This window comes from Pantoea sp. VS1, from assembly GCF_002207995.1.
GTDB lineage: Bacteria > Pseudomonadota > Gammaproteobacteria > Enterobacterales > Enterobacteriaceae > Pantoea > Pantoea dispersa.
In genome coordinates, this window is the sequence record NZ_NHZE01000013.1 from 312,855 (window position 1) to 330,291 (window position 17,437).

The window sequence follows — 17,437 nt, forward strand, 5'->3', positions numbered from 1 at the left end:
AACGTTTAACGGCTATCTGACCGAATCACTCTACCACATTTCAGTAGAACGCCGCAGGATCGCTTACAGACGCTCTGAGACACATCAGCGATATATCTGCGAAAAGTAGTTTTCTGCCTGTTTTTCCATGCTTTCCACATCCGACTCAGTGAGCCGAAGAAATTCGCGGCGCGGCATCTTAATCTGGTAGGGCGCGATGGTGTGCCACTCGCTGTAGTTGGCCTTGCTCTTTTTTGAAAACCGGTTATCGAGATTGCCCGCCTTGTCCACACGATAGTAGGCACGCTGGCTGCGGGCGGGGATATCGATCACACCGCCGTTGTTATGAATGGCGGCATAGACAACGTTGGTACCTACCGTGGCGGAGTCATTATCGCTGTAGGGCATGATGGAGGATGCCAGCCGCCCTGAGCGCTGCAGTATCTGGCCCGGCCCGCGACGCATCGCGTATTTCGGGCTCCAGCCCATCCACGCCGGACGACCCTGCTGTGAGAAGTTCTCCTCCACCGCATCCCACATGGCGTGAGACAGCATCTTCATCAGCGGCGCACGGTGCTCCAGCCGGTTGATAAGCTCACTCAGCGAGCGTTCAAAGTCAGTCACATCAAAGACAATGTCATAAGCCATCGGTGCTGCCCTCCAGTACGGTCAGGGATTTCAGGCGCGACAGTTCACTGTCACTGACGCTGCGCCCTTTATCAGGTAGCGAGGCCTCCCAGCCCGTCGCCTGCGTGGCCGTGCGCAGACGAACCGCGTGAAGCGCATCGCCGCTGCGGATAAGGGATATCAGCTCACCCTCATCGAGCAGCACCGCCACCGGGTCGCGCAGCGCCTCCGGCAGCGCAGACCAGAGCGGCCCCGGCGCGTCGCTCACGGCGCGGTCAGTGATGCTGACCACTGCCGATGATGGCGTAATGCCGCGTGCGGCCAGACCGTCAAGCGATTTGGTACTGAGCGCACCGACGTGGCGAAACGCCCCTACAGGGTCACGCAGCAGCGACTGATCCACGAAGCGGCGCACGTCGCCACTGATCGCGTCAAGCAGCTGCGGCTCGGACAGGGTTTCGCGCACGGCGACAGCGGCGAGCTGCGGCGCAGCAGTGGCGGAGCGGTCCATCAGGCGCTGACCCAGCCCGGCGAGCCAGCCCTGTCCGGGGTTGTGGCCGAAACCGGCGTCCGGCGCGTAAAGCTTGCCGTTGTAGCGGAACGCCTGCACCTCGCGCGTATCGTCCGGTCCCCACGCCTGCTGCACGGTCTCAATGTTACCCTCGCTGGACCACAGCGTGATTTTTTTGCTCTCCACCTGTGCGGCGCTGTAGCTGCGCACGCGGCAGCGGCATCCCCAGCCGTCGGGCGGGTAGGAAAACTGCCAGATGGGGTCATCATAGCGGGCGGTGAGGCCGTTAAGGGCGGCGTGTGCGGGACGGGTGCGGGTATCCATCACCGCAATGCGCGTCCAGTAAGGCCGGTCCTCCACGTTCTCCATCTGCGCGGCATACCGGCCCGCACCGTAGGATGACTGCATGTTGGTTTCAAAGATGGTGCGCAGGCGGCGCGGCGTCAGCTGTTTGCCCTCAAGCACGCCATCTTCATCGGCCACGAGCTTTGCCTTATCCGCCAGCCAGCCCTTTTGTGTCAGCACCGGCGACAGGTCGCGGCGAAACTGTGACAGCGTCTGGCCGTTCTCAATGGCTTTCTGCATGGAGGTGCGCACGTCTTCCAGCACGTCGAGCTTGAGCACGCCTGCCACGGTAAATGCGGAAGCGTGAGCGCGTGCCTCCACGTCGTGCCAGTTAAAGCCAATGGTGTAGCCCTTCGACCTGAAGTATTCGATGGCCTTTTCCGGCCTGAGCCCGATGGCATAGGTGAGATCGACACCGTCACTCGCTGGCATTTAACCGCCCCCACACGTCGGAAACGAACAGCGCCTGCTCCAGCAGCGTCAGGAGCTCACTGTCATCCAGCGCCGGATAGCTTGCGGCCACGATGGAAAGCGCCTCATCCGGTGACTGGCCGTCGTTGAGCGCGGCAATCAGCGGCGCAAGCAGCTTATCCATGGCTCCGCCAATGGCCTCGGGTACCGGCCTGCCGTTATCGAGCGCAACCTGTGCCGGATCGGACAACTCAGCGGCAGAGCTCAGCACGGCCATACGACGGAACTGCTGGCTGAGTGCCACGGGTGCTGCCGTGGAGGCTGGCGCGCGGAGCACTTCCTCATCCTTCTGCGGTACCGGAATACCCAGCTTTTTATGCACCCACGATGCCGGAAGCGAATTAAAACCGGAATCAACGAGGTTTTTAACACCGGTTGAAAAGGACTCAATGTCCTCAATGTCGCGGGTGTCAAATACCAGCTTTGGCACCTTACGACGCGGTACGTCATAACCGTTCACCGCCAGCAGCATGTGGATCATGTTGCGGAAAAAGCCCTCAAGCTGGCGGGCATCGGCGATCAGAATGTCGTGGCGCACGTCGTTGTGCACGTTGCCGAGCGCGTTGGTGGAGGTTTTACCGTCCGCCTGGCTGGTCAGCGTGGCACCGAGAATGACCTTGCTCTGCGTGCGCTCGCACCAGTCAATCATGGCGACGAACGGGTCCGCCTGACCGCTGGCGGCGCTCTTGAAATCAATGCTGGTACCCTGTGGAATGATGCCCGATGCGTTATGGCCCAGCATCACCAGCGCCTCATAGAGCGCGTCCTTATCGCCTTCGGTGGCTCCGGCCATGTAGGTGCCCACGCGCGCGGGCAGGCCGTAAATCTCCAGAAACTCCGCAAGGTCACGGGTGGCAAAATTCTTGAACAGATACGGCCAGACCAGCACGCGGTAAAGTCCTGACTGACCGGTAAAGCCGGTTTTGGCCGCGTGCCTGTGCACCATCCAGCCGAACGGCCAGAGCTCAGCCCCCTCAATGCTGCCATCCGAAAGGCGGATAACGTCGCCCATATCCGGACGCGCCTGGAACCAGCGGTGCGGGCGCAGGTGGGCGGCTGACGGGAGCCAGATATCTTCTTCGTTTTCCCACTCCAGCTCCTGACAGCTGAACCCGTGGCCGATAGCATCCGCCGCCTGCAGGATAATATCTTCCAGGTTGTCGAGCGTATCGAACCACTCCTGAACCATTGCCGCGAGGTTCTGCTCCTCGGTGGTGGCGTTTCGGCGGGTTTCAATGCTCCAGTCGAGGCCGAGCAGCGCGTTTTTGCGCTTGGACATCTCAGAGAAGATATGTCCGTCTTTCTCGACCATGTCCTCAAACAGGTCCGCCTGCGCGGAGAGATAACCCTGCTCGGCCTCCTGCAGAATGCGCGGCAGACGCCGGATGGTCAGTCCGCGCGAAGGGTGCGCAGGATACTGGCGGTTGAGCTGGATGAGGCGCGTGGTCTGTGGTTCGCTCAGCACCTCTTTGTTAATCGGGCGACCAAACTGGTCAACTATCTGTACCATTACCAACCTCCATTGCCGAAGCGCGCCCGGCTGCGGCCCCGCGAACTGTTGTCATTATCGTTATCGCCACCGTCAGAGCGGCGCGGCACGGCGCGGAAATCCAGCCCCATACCAAATGAATTACACAGCGCCCACAGCATGTGCAGCGCATCAGGGCCATCATCGTGATCGCCCTTGGGGAAGTGACGCAGCTGCTCGATGAGCGTGACCTGAGAAGGGTGCAGGCGGATGAGCTTATTGAGCACGTGCGGCTGCAACGACTCGATGCGCAGCAGCTTATCGGTATGCGGTATCACCGGCATGGCCGGAACCGGCACGCCCTGTGCGGCAGATCGCTTTACCAGCTCGGTGCGCAGGAATTCCTGAAACTGTACGGTCTCCACCGACCAACACAGACAGCGGTATTCCCGCTGCAGCTCGATGGTGTCACTGATGATTTTGTCCGGCAGCCGCTTTTTAATCTGCGCCTCCACCACGTCAAGGATGCCAGTCATGCGGTTGAAGCCGCCGACCAGCAGCGCCGAGGGGTCACGGCTGTTGCCGTTCTTGCCGAGGCTCGGGTCCAGCGCACCGAAGAAACTCCACTCGCGCAGGCGGTTAACCCAGAAGGTGATGCAGGTGGCGAACGGCGCATCTTCACCGCTGACCGGGTCATTCTGGTACTCGCTGTCAAAGGTGGAATGGCCGTCGCGCGCGCGGATGAGCATCAGCGCATAGAGCGGGCGCGCCGACCAGGACACCACGGCACCGGCCTCCATCTCATCTCGATGCTGCTCGTAAAAGGCGCGCGCCATCGCTTCGCCATCCTCATCGTGGTTACGCAGCACCTCCTCCCAGCGGTCCCATAGCGTCATATCCGACGGCCACTCAATAAGCGCTTTAAAGCGCTTCCTGCGCCAGAGCGGATTTTTGAGGGTGCGGGACAGCACCGAATCATAGTGCAGAATGGTCCCGATGTAGATCACATCGAACTTGGCACCGGCACCACCCAGCGGCAGCACGGTCTTTTTCAGCCAGTTATCCAGCTTGTCGCGCTGGTCCGGGTTACGCACCAGCTCATCGTTTTCAATATCGTCCAGGATGGCGAGATCCGGGCGATAAGGCCCATGGCGCAGGCCGCGCAGCTTTTTACCGCTGCCCGCCACCTGCACCTTGATATCGGTGGCAGTAAGTATGGTTCCCATCTGCCAGACGCGCCCCGGCCCGCAGGCGTCGGGGAAATCCATTTTCAGGCGGGGATTCCAGCACAGCTCTGCTTTGATGGCCTCAAGCATCGGATACGCCTGGTCGATGGAATCCATAATGATGACCGGATACTTTTTCAGCTCCAGAATGATGCACCAGAGCACAAACAGCTGGCTGACAATGGTGGATTTGGCCTCACCGCGCGGCGCGGCCACCGCATCCTGCTGGCTGACGGTGGACGCGACCACCTCCGGCAGACGGGAAAACAGGAACTTGTGCAGCTCCGATTCATCCTTGTGGCGGATATAATGCGGGAAATAGTTCTGTACGAAATAGCGAAAACCACCCACCAGATCGCGCACTTCATCGCGGCGCGCATCAATGGCCGCCTGTGACGGATCAAAGCCTACCTGTTCTGCCTCAATCGTGCGGCGGATAGACGCGGCCAGCTCCAGCAGCTGCGCCTCAAACTCCTTTTTTGACAGCAGGGTTTTCTTTGACACGCTTACTCTCCCGCCACTGCGTCATTGACCAGCTGCTCAAAGCGGGCCTTGGCCGCCCAGCGTTCATTAATCATGCTGTATGACAATGAATAGCGCTCACCATCTACCGTATGCACCATCACTTCATGTCCGTGACTGGATGCTGTGACGGCAATGACCTGGCTTGCCATGACGCTCACATTACTGTTAACGGGGATAAGTTTGTCGGCCATGGTTTTCCTCTGTCGCGGGCTAAAAGAGCAGCGGGAGGATTTCCCGCTGCAGGGTTATCAGGATTTTCCGTGTTTACGGGCGAAACTGAACGCATCGCTGATGATATCGCCCACGTCATGACCGGCGACGCGCAACACGCTCACCAGCTTCTCAGCCAGTGCCGCCTCTTCCGTCGCTACCTTTTGCGCATACGCCACGGCATCAACCCATACGGCTTCAACGTCATGACCCGCCACTTTCAGCAGGGTTTTGACGTCGGTCAGCAGGCCTGCGCTGATAGAAGACGAATCAGCATTCACAACCACTGGATCGTGACTGATGACCTCTGCCGGAGCCGTTGGGGGCTGCGCAACTTCCGGGATAAATGCTGAATCCGCTGGCGGTGCTGAAGTCTCAGAGCTGATGGCTGGAGCGGTTTCAGGCCCAACTGCTGAGCTCTCCGCTGTCATGTTCGCTGCTGGCAGAGCTTCTGCCGTAGTTTCATTGCCTTCCACGTTGTTACCTCGCTTGCTAAAAAGGCTTTTAATCGCTGTTAAAAGCCGGTTGATAGAATTCATGTGCTCACCTGTCTCAGCTGTAATGCTTTTCGATTTCTGCGCCAAACGGCTCCAGAATCTCCACAAACGCGGCCAGATGCTTCGGATGCGACTCCTGCACAAAGGTGCTCAGGCGCTGCAGCACGTCGAGCGCAGTTGCAAGCTGGCTGGTTTCAGGCAGGATTTTGCGGCTCGCTGCCGTGGCCTTGTTAAATGCATCCGCGAGGCTTGCCAGCAGCTCCACGCGCTCTTTAGGGCCGATGTTATCGGCGGTGGTGAGCTGCTCCAGCGTGGTCTGATACTGCGTGACCAGGCTTGTCAGCACCGCACGGCCAATATCCTCCAGCCCGCCGCCTGCCAGCACGTGCGCGGCCCGCAGCTTGTCCCAGTCGTCACCCGCGTCCTGTGCATCCTTTTTCCAGCGGCGCGCCGTCGCGAAGGCAACTCCGGCCTGTGCCGAGGCAATCTCCAGCGACATCTGCCCGAAAATGTACGAACGTCGCAGCCTGTCCCGTGTTTCCTGCGGATGCGCCATACTCAGAGCTCCAGCTTGGCCTTGATGAACAGAATGGCGAGCGTCACAAGACCACCTGACAGCCCGCCGGTAATGCCGCCTGCAATCGCTCCGGCATTGGTGCCGAGGCGGACCGCATCGGCGCGAATATCACCGAGGCTTGATTCAATACGCTCCAGCTTGCCGTTGATGCCGCCCAGTACGTCGGGGTCTACCGGTGCCTGCAGGCGGTTCAGCTGCTGATGAATGCGCATCAGCGTATCGTGCTCGGTGGTCACTGCCGGGATGCGGCGGGCGCGGCGCTTGTGTCGGGCGTTCATTTATCTGCTTTCCTGTCCAGTTTTTCGTCGATACGCTCGATGGCCGCACGTAGATCGCGCATCGTGTCCATGAGTGCTGTGTGGTTGTGCCGCGCATCCTCGCGACGCTGATATTCTTCCCTGATACGCTCCACGGCCTTCTCAAGGTCGCGGATATCCTGCTGCTGGCGGCGAATGTAGATGCCGCCAAATAATGCGGCCAGAGCCAGAGCTATCTGGAAGGCCGTGTCGAGGGTCATGACTGCGTTCACTCCTGTCACCTGTAGAAGTCGTTTAAGGCCTGAAGGCGGTCACGCAGCGACAGACACCACTGACCATAAGCAGCGGAACCGGTGATTATTCCGCTGGCGGAGAGTCCGCCTCGGGTGGCGCGGGCATCTCCGGTATAAGGAGCAGCGCTGCCGGTGGTTTCTGGCACACCGTAACCAGTTGTGATGCCAGAGGTGTTGCCGACTGACCAGCCGAGGGCTTCGCGCCAGAGCTGCAGGCCGTCAGGGCCAAGACCGGTATAACCACTGCCATCGCGTTTAAGTGCATCGTTGAGCCTCCGTTTTATGTCGCTGATACGACGTTCGCTGTCGCGGGTGCTTTTCGCCAGCTGCGCCGTAAGCAAATCTGCACGCGCCTGCTCAGCATCTCGCTGGCGCAGGGCCTCTTTTAAATCGGCGGCGTACTGGTTTGCCGCCGCCGTTTTCTGTGCCTGCCACTGTGCACGCTCATCAGCAAACGCCTTGCCTTGCTGACGCAGCGTCTCTTCATAGCCTGATTTCTGGTCGGCAAGCCTGCCGCTGGTGATGAAGGTACCGAACCAGATTCCACCGCCCAGCAGCGCGGCGATGACCAGCAGCGATGCCCACTCAGCCTTGAGGAGTTTCAGGATTGCTGACCACACCGGGGACCTCCTTAGCACGCTTGATAGACATGTGTTTTGACGCCTGACTCTGCGCCACCCATGCACCGAGGTAGGTGACATACAGCTCACCCGGCACGTCGGTGTGCTTCACGGTGACCCAGATGAGCACGAACGAACTCACCAGGAAGGCACCGAGCACGATGGAGTCAGAGGTGGAGAGCCGCCCGGATGCCGGATTGCTGATGAGATCGCGAAGGGAACTCATACGCACAGCGCCGCCTTAGCCACTTTGAATCGCGCCTGACGGTCAGCAAGACCCTCCATACCACTGTTGATGCGCTTAGTGAGCGTGAGGAAGTCTCCTTTATCGGCCAGCTGGTTACAGCCGTTCGCCATGAAGTACCACGCAGCAGATCGCGCAGCATTGGGAAAGTCGAGCAGCAGGTCGGGATTGCCCAGTAGATCCAGACCGAGGGCGTGACCGCATTTGGCATAGTTATCGCGGAAGGTCACCTGAATCAGGCCGCGTCCCCGGTATTTCCAGCCGTCGCCCGTGGCTTCAGCACCGTTGCCGCCACGGTTGGCATAGGCACGATTGGCGAGCTTCTCCGGGTTGCGGAGATAGGCGCGGGCGAACTCGATTTCAGCAGGCTCAATCACGCCATTGCGGTTGTTGTCGAAGCCGCTGCGGAAGATTTCGGCGACGCGTGCGGGGTCTTTGTAATAAAGGCCTTCTGTCAGGCGGCTGAATCCCTGACTTTCATGACCGGTCTGAGCGATAAAAGCGGCCAGACGGGCAGCATTTGAAATGTCGAATTCGTTAATTGCCGCCTGCAGCGGCGCTAGCCAGCGCTGTGCTGTAACGGAATCAAGTCCGGCTGCACGCTGAAACTGAGGAAGAAAGAGGATCATGACACCACCATCGGGATAAATGATGGTGCCAGTATTTCATTGAGTTAAGGCGGGAATAATGTGAAAGGGTTCAGTGAATTACTTTTTCATTTTAGAAATAATGCCCCTAACTTCCATCCAGACTTTCTGATTTTCGTTAGGGTGTACACTTTTACAATCAATAGACTCGTTAGCGTAATCAGTTGAGTCTGATTTTTTAGCGTTGGTCAACAATATAACCTTACGCCAAGCGCATGCCTGAACTGGATTAGGAGCGATATAATCCCCATCAGAAGAACTGCCCCAGCCATTTTGATAACTATATGCTAAGTTTCTCTGTGCTTGATAATCACCTGCAATGGATTTGGCAACCAGTTCGTTAGCGCCATTCGCTGTTGCCATGATTGGTGCAAAAGAAATCGCTGCGATAATTAAGCTCAGGGATTTGGCTCTGAATTTATAATGCATATGTACCTCAGAATAACTGTTGTTGTGAGTCTTTAGTGTCATTTCTTTTTGAAGCCAGTAGCTGCCATGCAAAGCGATCTGTGAAACCATACTTGGGACAAAGCTGAGTCATAATCCGTGGTGTGGATATCCCATTGTTTTTAAGTAGATCAAATTCACCCATAAATGCACGGTTGCGTAACTCACGCAATGCGCGATCACAGCGTGGAAGATACAGCACCTCACCGCCGAAGTGAGCCGTCATCAGTCGCGCATTCTCTTCCCCGATAGTTTCACGGAGCAATTTGGCGCGCCCCGCGCCCATGGCGCGTAATCCCTTACCAATGGGGAATGTGGTGCCGCCCAGCACCCGGAGCAGCTCAGCGGTTGCCGGAAAACCAATCAACTCAGCGATAGTGATCACCGAGTCCGGTAACAATGCTTTTACCTGCTCAAGTTCCATAGCGAACTCCGGAAATAAAAAAGGGGATACCTAAGTATCCCCCATTGTATATCAATTTTTTCTCATTTTGCATGAACATGCTGATTCATTGACTGAACGATTTAATTAACGCAAAAGCTTTTGCATTAACTAAAGGCTATTTAAAGCCTTTTAACTTCTCCTCCGGGCATCAATTATCAGCGCCTGCATCAGTTTGGTCAGTTGCTCATCAGTGAGCCACTCCAGTGTTTTCTGTCCAAACATACGCAGCGATACCGCCTCCGCATAGTCCCATTTTCGACCGGCATCAGTCAGCAGGGCTTCAATTTTTCTCAGCAGCCCCTGACGACCCGCCGCCACGCTGGGTCTGCGCCCGTGGCTACGCGATGTTTTACGCGGGTAACCCTGTTCGTGCATGTATTCGCGAACAGACTGAAGTTCCTCAAGGCTGCAACGTGTCGATGACTCCTTACCCGTCAGCCGCTTGAGGACTCCGCGATAGGTAGCATCATCCCACCCCAGCCAGTTCTGGCCTGCCTTGATTGCCCCGATTAATGCTCTGCTATTTCTGGTCATGATTCCACCTCATAGCCAGCGGTGCGGATGGCTGCCTGGTACTTAAAGTGTGCTTCTGTACGGTCACAATCAGCCGGTAAATCAGGGGCAACTACCGACTTAATTACCGGCGCTGGTGGGGCGGTGTAAAATTCATGCTCACCAGCGGGAAGTGAGTCATAGCCATCGAAATTGAATCCTTTCAGACGCTCATTCTTCTGCACTACAGACACGGTTAATCGCTTCTCAGCCGTCAGCACCGCGAGGGCGATTTGTGCGATGCGCTTCATATGCTCATTTGACCAGGAAGCATTGAGTACATTTTGTGCGCAGAGAAAAGTTGCGTCGTGCAACTTCTCGGTTAATGCTGGCATCGGGTAATGATTACTTTTCATTTGCTGGCTCCTTAAAGTTCTTTTCCCATGCCTCATCCGGATTGGAAGCCTCAAGCCACAGCTGGCGCCCAATATGGTTTCCCTCACAAGGCGGCTCATCCTTGGACCAACGACCGACGTAATAAAACCGGCCATTGCGGTGCTCTGCCGTTCCGCAATCAGTGCAGACGTGGCAATTACCGGCACTGTAAAATTCATAGTGATGACCTGCAGAGTTTTGAAGACGAGCTAATGCATTTCTGGCCATCTACATTTCCTCCTGTTGCTCAGCGTCCCACAGCATCATGCTGAGCGGCCAGAAGATAAATGACAGTCGGTAATTACGCCCCTGATGCAGCGTTTGCGCATCCAGTCTCATCAGGGCCTCACTCCAGCACCAGCCCAGATGGAACCAGAGCAATAAGGCGATAAAGAAAATAGCCACCACCATAATTAGTCCTCCTGCTTTGATGCAGAAGTGTAATCCGCAATAACATTGCCATTATTGTCGAAATACTTAACTTCGCAGGTGGGGTGGCAGCTATGCTTGTGTTTGCCATATTTCAGCTGATTGGCAAACACAACATCCAGATTGGCGCTGCCATTCATTCCAGCGATAGTACCGATGACACCATCGACTTCAACCATCATTCCAATGCGTGCAAAGTCAATGCCTCTGCAGCGGATCATCTCTTCAATAAACTGCTGTTGTTTGCTCATGACCTGATACCCCGCATTTTCTTGAACTGCTCGACCCCTTTTTTCATCGCAGTACATGATGAACGGTCATAGATAGCCCGGTTGCGGCTGTCGTAAAACCGGAACCGCGTCCTGCCCGGAAATCTCGGGCACTCCACGACGGTGCTGCTGTCGGTGAGGGTATAAATACGGCGCTCACCGTTATCGAGAAACTGGCATTCTGTTACGGTAATCACTGAGATTCTCCTCTTACCTCGAAACCAAGACTGCTCAGGTGATGCGTGATATCCGCAACGGTCAGGGCTTCCAGCCCCTCAGCTGTCATGTACCGTGGCAGAGGAAACGCAATCACGTTTCCTGAGCCTGACACGGCCATGACATCCGCCATGTCGGCGCACTCTCGCTTCAGGGCCTCCAGCTGTGAGCGGGCATCGGTCAGTTCCTGCTGCAGCTGCTGCACGCAGCCACAGAGTTTCAGCACGGCAGAGGGTGTGGCGACGAAACGGAAGTCGCGCAGAACCGTATCAATGACCGTCAAATCCCACTCAAGATTGCGATCAGAACGGCTGTTCATAAACGCTATCAGGTCGAGATAACGCTGCGCAGCCTGTGCAATGGAGCTGAACTCTTCGGTTTTCATTGCTGTGTCTCACTCTTGTTAGATGAACATACGTATGCCAGGGCATCGGGCTCAAGCAGCTCCCGCTGCTGTCGTAACTCTTCCCGGATGCGCAGATTCACTTTTGCTGCACGGCGCTGACTGCGGCTTTTGACACCTTTATCAGGAGCAAAAAAAGGGCGTAGCGTTGATGGCCATCCCGACATCTGCTTCCGGTTACTGAACCAGAAAGGCATAAGTAACAGCCTCCGGGCAGCGCGATTGCTGGTTCGCTTACTCATTTGCACCACCTATTTGCAGCGCTGCACTGGCCGCACCGTTTACACCATGATGCAGGCGGGCGTTACTGCCATCGAGATAACCCGCGACAGCAGCGCAGTCCGTACCGCGTGCTTTTGCCGGGCTGCGCACCTTGCCCTGCGACATGCCTGAGCTGAGCTTCCGGCTGCGATAGCTCTCCATCAGCGTCTCTTCCGATTCGGTGACGGTCAGATCCGTTACAACCTGATAAGCACCGTTCACCCATGCAGAGCAGTAGGTATCTGCCCGCGCTGTTTTATTGGCTGGCTTGATGTTTTTACGCAGTGTCGCGATAAAAGTACGCCGGGCTTTCATGAGCTGTTTGCCCAGGACTTCAAAGGCATATGCTGCAACCTGTGGGCGCTCGTTGGGGCCGTAAAAGGTCAGGGTTCGGCGGGCCGGTCCGAAATAAGATTCCCGGCCAAAAGAGGAATAAAACTTCACGCCAAATACGCGCGAAATCATGTTGGCAAGCATCGCCATATATTCCGGCATTTTCTCAGCGTGTGACGGGGCCTTATCCGTTGAGGCCTCGCTGATGTCCGTCAGCTCCGCGTCATCAGCGTTCAGATTGTGGCGCACCATTAGCTCCTGCGCGCGGTTCATGGCAAGTGCAGCCTCTTCGGGGCTGGAGTTATTACGCGCCAGCGCCAGCAGTTTTTTCAGCTTTTTGAGATATTTCTCTTTATCGCTCATAGCAGTTTTTCCTGAATCAGGCGTAAGCCAGCCCCTGCGGGTTTACGCCATATTTAAAAGAGATTTAATTAAGGGTTATTATCAGCGGCACGCATTCAGCGATTTAATATTCGCAAAATAAGGCTCCTGATTAATTTCAACAACGGTTACGTTTTTAAGATCGCGCGCCTTATCGACCGTTCTGACAACCCTGCCTCCTCGCAGCATCGGGTGCGGCTGCAGGATGAAGGTCTGACCGACCTGATAGCGCTGATTAAATTCCGCTGCCCGCATCATGCTGCCCCCATCCGCGCGCATGCGCATTGTCGCAAAACTCCATGCGGACAGCTGCCCATGCCCGGTTCGCCGGATTTGATGCCGCGTTACCGGCATTAATCCAGTAGAGCGATGCGCTTTCGAAATCACCACTTTGTTCAGCGGCAATAGCCCGCTGAGCGCTTTTGCGGTAACGGATATTGCCCGTTTTGAAAAATGTGCTCTTCATATCAGACACCTGCAATATCGAGAGAGATAGGACGGTACTGATCGCTGTCGCCTACGCGCTCATAAACGCGAATGTAGGAACGACTTCCCACAACCTGAACCGCCTCGCCAATTGCCTGCATGGCTTTACTCCAGCGCGCGTCATCAATTTCGAGGCGGCGCAGGGCCAGCACGGATCCGGTATTCACTTCGCCTTCTTTTTCGGTCTGAAACGCGCGGTTAATAATGGCGTGGATCTCCGGGCGTGCCCCTTCGGTCCAGTCGGAGAGGCACTCATCAATCAGTGACTTTGCCGCCTGCAGGCGCTCATCAAACGCAATACGGTCCTGCATGGCGCGCTGAATCTTGTAGCGGCCATCAAAGCTGTAAAGCGTAACGTTGCCTTTTTTGCCGCCCAGCGACACGCCATATTCATTAGCCGACAGGTCAACGAATGCGCCAATGTCGGAGAAGCCAGACAGTTTGAACTCGGTCAGCGCCTTATTCAGCTCCAGCGCGCGGCCGATTATTTCCTGCACCAGATTGTCGCGGGTGCGATCAATATCTTTGATGAGTGATTCCGGCGTGAGTACGCCTTTGGCATCCACCCAGTAACCCTGCGGAGCCTGCTTCTCAGTAAACTGTTTATTTTCAGTGGACATTGTTTTTTTCCTTTTTAGTGAGTGCATTACGGATTTTTTCGTTTACGTGGACTGCAAGACCTGCGGCGACGAGCGCGGCAAGATGCTGCACCAGCTGTGTATCGCTGTCCGCCGGAGATACCTGACAGTCAACCGACAGGCCGCGCGCGGCGGTTTCGATGTTGATGATGATTTTTGCCACAATTCCCCCTTAATGGACTGACTCTGACCAGACCACCCGGCACCCGCTTTCGTCGGTGTAGACGCCCTGACGGAAGCGGCCATGCGCATCGTGGCCGTACTGACTGTAGTGGGCGTGCCCGGCACGCTTCATCTTTTCGCACCAGCCGTGCCAGCTGATGCGGATAACCGGCTGTGCATTGCGCAGGGTGACGCCCTTAACCTTTACGCCCTGTGCGGTGAGATACATCACCAGCGTTTCGGCACGCAGCAGTGCGGAAATAACATCAGCATTACTGACTTTTTCATTACTCATAACTCAAGCTCCTGTGCCTGACCGGTGTAGGCCTCAACCATCCGGTGGTTGAAACGCAGAAGCGCATCCACAGCTTCCATCCCGCCGCCTGATTCCGGTACGCCAGGCACCAGAAGTTCACCGCTATATGAATGGCGCGCCAGCGTGCCAACCAGCTCGCGAACCGCATCCTCATCACCCGTGATAATTGGCAAAGCACCTTCCGGATAAACAGCACCAAACTCAATCAGGCCAGAGGCCCATGCATAAGCGGTAATTTGATTTTTCATGATTCCTGCCTCAGTTAATCAGCATTTCTGCGAAACTACGGACGGCACCGGCACTGACCGGTTTGCCACTGATGCTGCTGTGGCGACTGACGCCACGAACAAGCTTGAACAGACGACGCGCATTGCCATGGCTGGCACGGAACAGGGCGTCACTCACATCCTGTGCTGCCGCATCGGCAAGCATACTGCTGGCGATGGCGACAATGTCTTCCTGCGGCAGTGCATCACCCAGGCAGAGCGCGAGCCCCACGCGGCTGTAAAGCTGCTTATACTCACCGCGTTTACCCTTGAGGTTGATGATTAGGCGCGGCATGCCTGCCAGAACGATGCCGATCCCGGCCTTGTCATGGATGCGGCGCAGGGTTTCCAGCGCGCGGTAAGGCAGGTTTTCCGCCTCGTCCACCATCAGAAGACGCCCGGAATCACGCAGTGCATCAATGCAGGCTTCGCTCAGCTCATGCATGTTGCCGCGCTTGCTCAGTCCGAGGCGGCTGCAGAGTTCTTCCAGCACCACGCGGGCGGTATAGCCGGGGTCGGCTTCAATCAGCAACGCATCTTTATGCTGAGACGCGTACTCACGCAGAATCATTGTCTTGCCCAGCCCCGCATCGCCGTAAATTACGTTGATCTCACCGTCCAGGTGCGCCATGCGGATGACTTCCAGCCCCTTGCGGGAGGTGAGCGTCGTGATATAGCGCGGAACGATGCGCACGGTCCGATCACGTTCGGTCTCGCGGGTAATAAAGTTCTGCACCCGTTCATCCACCTTGCCTACATCACCGGCATAGTTACCTTTGAGGTAGGTGCTGACGGTGGCGCCGCTCATGCCAATAGAACGTGCTACCTGCGTCTGGCTGTAGCCCTTGCGCTCCATCAGTTCTGATAGTGCTTTAACTAAACTCATGCTTTCCTCACTTACCGGTTGTTGCCGGTCTTTTTCAGGTGTTCTTCAAAATCGGTTTCCAGGAAGAAATACTGCTCTTCCGGTTTCACTTCTTCCCACTCGGCAGGGATAAAGCCGCTCAGGTCATTGAATAACTGACCCGGCAGGGCTGTGCGGCCCTCGGCCATAATCTCTTCACGCTGTTCATCAACACGTTTGAGGCGACGCTGGCGGCGCTTCTCGACGGCCACATCCATCATGCTGACCGGGATAGCCGCACGCTTGTTGCCGTTCCAGATAGCCATGCAGACGAAAGTGCCATCCATGCGGCGGACGATGACCTCCTGCGGGTCGTGAATGTCGAATGCCACGCGAACTTCTTCACCGTCCACTGTAATCAGCTGCTCTGAGAAATAGTCGTTGTTGAACAGGCGAACCCAGCCGCGCTGTGCGGTACGAACCATTTCCGGCATAAAGGCTTCACGCAGCTCCACGTCGGTCAGGTATTCAATTTCATCACCCTCGGCCTCAAGAACGGCGCGGCGGAATGCTGCCGGGGTCATATGACGCCCGTTGCGTTTAGGCAGTTCGCTGTGCTCATGGGTGTTGTTGTAGGTGTCTACCTCGTGCGCAATCGCATCCAGCAGCTGCTGCCACGACGGCAGTTTGCCCAGCGCAGTGCGCTGTACCGGCGTGAGCTCACGTCCGTTTTCCTGCGCTTTAACTGCTGACTGAATAGCGCGTGCCGTAATACGGGCATGCTCAGGGTCAGCCGATGATCCGTTGTAGGTTTCGAACTGCATGGCGACGCGGCGCGGCACGCCTTTGTTAAGACGTTCGATGATGCCGCGTGACTGTGGCCGTCCGGGAATACTGGTCGGGTGGTCGATGCCAAGACGGCTGAAAATACCGGTCACATCTGCATCCAGCGTTTTGTTGGTCTCACCACCACCGTTATCCGAATACACAAACAGCGGCTTGCCGTGGTGCTTCATGGCGTAGCGGTAGGCATCAGCCACGGCGATTACGCTTTCGGAAAGAGCCAGGCTCCAGCCCGTGATAAAGCGGGTGCGGCCATCGATAATTAGCGTCAGCTCAGGCGTAAACGGGCGGCCATGGTCCGGGTGAGCGACTTTCATATCCAGTGACTTACCGTCGGCAATCCAGCAACCATTAACGGGCATCTGTGACCAGTCACGTTTCTGGAAACACTCATAAACCAGCGCAGCGGAACCACTGACGCGACCACGCGCTTTTTCACGTTTCGGCAGTTTGTCCATGGCGCGGCGTACCGCGTCATAAGACGGGCAGGCGGCAATCATCGCGGGCTGTCCGGCATAAACGCTTTCCCATTCAGCCGTGAAGTCACGATAGGCCTCACGCAGGCACGGGCCTTTGCGGCTGCGCCAGTGCGCCAGAAAATCAGGCAACCACGTTATCTGCTCAGGCTTCTTCGCCTTGAGATAGCCAGGTGCCAGCATCGCCAGACGTTCAACACCCGGACGGGTGGTCTGAAAGATGCTGAGCCACTCCTGCAGGCTGCGCTCACCCACGCCACTGCGGGTAGACCCTTTGCGGGCATTGGCAATTTCAGCGAGATTTTTCAGATGATCAGGCAGCGTGCCAGCACGTGACGCGTCTGCAATAAATTTCACGGCCGCAGTACGGGACATTCCAGCACCGCGTAATCGTTCCGCTTCCATCGCCAATGCGGCGCGGGCATCAGCGATCTGTTTCTGCTTTTCAGTCAGTGATGACACTTGCCTTTCAAGAAGCGCGGGACATTGGCGTAAAAGTTCAACCTCGCGCGTAGATTTGGCTTTGCTCGTGATTTCTTTAACCGATTTTGTTTCATGATTGATATCTGATCCGATCAAATCGAAATAAGCTTTCTTCCGAATCGCGTCCTGTGCATCAGAAGGTAAGCTAGCCAACGAGTATTCATTGCCTCCGCCCCTACCAACTCTTGAGCGGAACTCCCACCCACAACTTTTCGCGCGGGCAGCGATACCCGGACGGGTTGAAGGCATGCCAGGCAATGACATATCAGCTAGCTCTTGAGCCGTGTAATGCGTTTTCAGGTTATTCTGAGCCAT

29 protein-coding genes are annotated in these 17,437 nt (G+C 56.5%); all 29 read right to left on the bottom strand.

Features of this window, described 5'->3' with window-relative positions:
* Nucleotides 1-84 precede the first annotated feature (84 nt).
* Nucleotides 85-627, bottom strand: a complete 543-nt coding sequence (locus CBW22_RS07535) for a phage virion morphogenesis protein (protein ID WP_088516353.1) — start codon at nucleotides 625-627, stop codon at nucleotides 85-87.
* Nucleotides 617-1,894: a phage head morphogenesis protein gene (locus CBW22_RS07540; protein ID WP_088516354.1), complete on the bottom strand. Its 1,278-nt coding sequence runs from the start codon at nucleotides 1,892-1,894 to the stop codon at nucleotides 617-619. Before CBW22_RS07540 ends, CBW22_RS07535 begins: the two co-directional genes overlap by 11 nt.
* Nucleotides 1,881-3,443 (bottom strand): DUF935 domain-containing protein, encoded by a 1,563-nt coding sequence (locus tag CBW22_RS07545; protein ID WP_088516355.1) that lies wholly within the window; start codon nucleotides 3,441-3,443, stop codon nucleotides 1,881-1,883. The genes CBW22_RS07540 and CBW22_RS07545 overlap by 14 nt, the downstream gene beginning before the upstream one ends.
* Nucleotides 3,443-5,131, bottom strand: a complete 1,689-nt coding sequence (terL, locus tag CBW22_RS07550) for a phage terminase large subunit (protein ID WP_088516356.1) — start codon at nucleotides 5,129-5,131, stop codon at nucleotides 3,443-3,445. The genes CBW22_RS07545 and terL overlap by 1 nt, the downstream gene beginning before the upstream one ends.
* 2 nt (nucleotides 5,132-5,133) lie before the next feature.
* Nucleotides 5,134-5,343, bottom strand: coding sequence for a hypothetical protein (locus CBW22_RS07555; RefSeq protein WP_088516357.1), 210 nt, complete (start codon nucleotides 5,341-5,343; stop codon nucleotides 5,134-5,136).
* 57 nt (nucleotides 5,344-5,400) lie between these two features.
* On the bottom strand, nucleotides 5,401-5,901 hold the full coding sequence (locus CBW22_RS07560) for a hypothetical protein (RefSeq protein WP_141097297.1): 501 nt from the start codon (nucleotides 5,899-5,901) through the stop codon (nucleotides 5,401-5,403).
* 13 nt (nucleotides 5,902-5,914) lie between these two features.
* Nucleotides 5,915-6,415, bottom strand: a complete 501-nt coding sequence (locus CBW22_RS07565; protein ID WP_088516359.1) for a DUF1804 family protein — start codon at nucleotides 6,413-6,415, stop codon at nucleotides 5,915-5,917.
* Nucleotides 6,416-6,417: 2 nt separating this feature from the next.
* The gene (locus tag CBW22_RS07570; RefSeq protein ID WP_088516360.1) at nucleotides 6,418-6,714 is read right to left on the bottom strand and encodes a hypothetical protein; all 297 of its coding nucleotides are present in this window, start codon (nucleotides 6,712-6,714) and stop codon (nucleotides 6,418-6,420) included.
* A complete protein-coding gene (locus CBW22_RS07575; RefSeq protein ID WP_088516361.1) occupies nucleotides 6,711-6,953 on the bottom strand; it encodes a hypothetical protein in 243 nt (80 codons plus the stop codon). Before CBW22_RS07575 ends, CBW22_RS07570 begins: the two co-directional genes overlap by 4 nt.
* Before the next feature lie 17 nt (nucleotides 6,954-6,970).
* Nucleotides 6,971-7,606 (bottom strand): hypothetical protein, encoded by a 636-nt coding sequence (locus CBW22_RS07580; protein ID WP_088516362.1) that lies wholly within the window; start codon nucleotides 7,604-7,606, stop codon nucleotides 6,971-6,973.
* The gene (locus CBW22_RS07585) at nucleotides 7,572-7,832 is read right to left on the bottom strand and encodes a hypothetical protein (protein ID WP_088516363.1); all 261 of its coding nucleotides are present in this window, start codon (nucleotides 7,830-7,832) and stop codon (nucleotides 7,572-7,574) included. The genes CBW22_RS07580 and CBW22_RS07585 overlap by 35 nt, the downstream gene beginning before the upstream one ends.
* On the bottom strand, nucleotides 7,829-8,479 hold the full coding sequence (locus CBW22_RS07590) for a glycoside hydrolase family 19 protein (protein ID WP_088516364.1): 651 nt from the start codon (nucleotides 8,477-8,479) through the stop codon (nucleotides 7,829-7,831). The genes CBW22_RS07585 and CBW22_RS07590 overlap by 4 nt, the downstream gene beginning before the upstream one ends.
* Nucleotides 8,480-8,557: 78 nt before the next feature.
* On the bottom strand, nucleotides 8,558-8,926 hold the full coding sequence (locus CBW22_RS25990; protein WP_141097298.1) for a hypothetical protein: 369 nt from the start codon (nucleotides 8,924-8,926) through the stop codon (nucleotides 8,558-8,560).
* 7 nt (nucleotides 8,927-8,933) lie between these two features.
* Nucleotides 8,934-9,368, bottom strand: coding sequence for a Mor transcription activator family protein (locus tag CBW22_RS07595; RefSeq protein ID WP_088516365.1), 435 nt, complete (start codon nucleotides 9,366-9,368; stop codon nucleotides 8,934-8,936).
* A gap of 150 nt (nucleotides 9,369-9,518) precedes the next feature.
* On the bottom strand, nucleotides 9,519-9,923 hold the full coding sequence (locus CBW22_RS07600; RefSeq protein ID WP_088516366.1) for a gp16 family protein: 405 nt from the start codon (nucleotides 9,921-9,923) through the stop codon (nucleotides 9,519-9,521).
* Nucleotides 9,920-10,297 (bottom strand): hypothetical protein, encoded by a 378-nt coding sequence (locus tag CBW22_RS07605; protein ID WP_088516367.1) that lies wholly within the window; start codon nucleotides 10,295-10,297, stop codon nucleotides 9,920-9,922. Before CBW22_RS07605 ends, CBW22_RS07600 begins: the two co-directional genes overlap by 4 nt.
* On the bottom strand, nucleotides 10,287-10,544 hold the full coding sequence (locus CBW22_RS07610; RefSeq protein ID WP_088516368.1) for a hypothetical protein: 258 nt from the start codon (nucleotides 10,542-10,544) through the stop codon (nucleotides 10,287-10,289). The genes CBW22_RS07605 and CBW22_RS07610 overlap by 11 nt, the downstream gene beginning before the upstream one ends.
* Nucleotides 10,545-10,727 (bottom strand): hypothetical protein, encoded by a 183-nt coding sequence (locus tag CBW22_RS07615; RefSeq protein WP_088516369.1) that lies wholly within the window; start codon nucleotides 10,725-10,727, stop codon nucleotides 10,545-10,547.
* A 2-nt stretch (nucleotides 10,728-10,729) separates the two neighbouring features.
* Nucleotides 10,730-10,996 (bottom strand): hypothetical protein, encoded by a 267-nt coding sequence (locus CBW22_RS07620; protein WP_088516370.1) that lies wholly within the window; start codon nucleotides 10,994-10,996, stop codon nucleotides 10,730-10,732.
* A 211-nt stretch (nucleotides 10,997-11,207) separates the two neighbouring features.
* A complete protein-coding gene (locus tag CBW22_RS07630; RefSeq protein ID WP_088516372.1) occupies nucleotides 11,208-11,615 on the bottom strand; it encodes a hypothetical protein in 408 nt (135 codons plus the stop codon).
* A 252-nt stretch (nucleotides 11,616-11,867) separates the two neighbouring features.
* Nucleotides 11,868-12,590, bottom strand: coding sequence for a DUF2786 domain-containing protein (locus tag CBW22_RS07635; RefSeq protein WP_088516373.1), 723 nt, complete (start codon nucleotides 12,588-12,590; stop codon nucleotides 11,868-11,870).
* Between the two features lie 81 nt (nucleotides 12,591-12,671).
* A complete protein-coding gene (locus CBW22_RS07640; RefSeq protein WP_088516486.1) occupies nucleotides 12,672-12,863 on the bottom strand; it encodes a hypothetical protein in 192 nt (63 codons plus the stop codon).
* Nucleotides 12,844-13,074: an ANR family transcriptional regulator gene (locus CBW22_RS26920; RefSeq protein ID WP_369597190.1), complete on the bottom strand. Its 231-nt coding sequence runs from the start codon at nucleotides 13,072-13,074 to the stop codon at nucleotides 12,844-12,846. Before CBW22_RS26920 ends, CBW22_RS07640 begins: the two co-directional genes overlap by 20 nt.
* Nucleotide 13,075: 1 nt before the next feature.
* The gene (locus tag CBW22_RS07645; RefSeq protein WP_088516374.1) at nucleotides 13,076-13,714 is read right to left on the bottom strand and encodes a DUF3164 family protein; all 639 of its coding nucleotides are present in this window, start codon (nucleotides 13,712-13,714) and stop codon (nucleotides 13,076-13,078) included.
* On the bottom strand, nucleotides 13,704-13,895 hold the full coding sequence (locus tag CBW22_RS07650) for a hypothetical protein (protein ID WP_088516375.1): 192 nt from the start codon (nucleotides 13,893-13,895) through the stop codon (nucleotides 13,704-13,706). The genes CBW22_RS07645 and CBW22_RS07650 overlap by 11 nt, the downstream gene beginning before the upstream one ends.
* Before the next feature lie 9 nt (nucleotides 13,896-13,904).
* The gene (locus CBW22_RS07655; protein WP_088516376.1) at nucleotides 13,905-14,189 is read right to left on the bottom strand and encodes a hypothetical protein; all 285 of its coding nucleotides are present in this window, start codon (nucleotides 14,187-14,189) and stop codon (nucleotides 13,905-13,907) included.
* On the bottom strand, nucleotides 14,186-14,458 hold the full coding sequence (locus CBW22_RS07660) for a host nuclease inhibitor protein (RefSeq protein ID WP_088516377.1): 273 nt from the start codon (nucleotides 14,456-14,458) through the stop codon (nucleotides 14,186-14,188). The genes CBW22_RS07655 and CBW22_RS07660 overlap by 4 nt, the downstream gene beginning before the upstream one ends.
* Nucleotides 14,459-14,468: 10 nt before the next feature.
* The gene (locus tag CBW22_RS07665; protein WP_088516378.1) at nucleotides 14,469-15,362 is read right to left on the bottom strand and encodes an AAA family ATPase; all 894 of its coding nucleotides are present in this window, start codon (nucleotides 15,360-15,362) and stop codon (nucleotides 14,469-14,471) included.
* 11 nt (nucleotides 15,363-15,373) lie between these two features.
* Nucleotides 15,374-17,437 (bottom strand): Mu transposase C-terminal domain-containing protein, encoded by a 2,064-nt coding sequence (locus CBW22_RS07670; RefSeq protein ID WP_088516379.1) that lies wholly within the window; start codon nucleotides 17,435-17,437, stop codon nucleotides 15,374-15,376.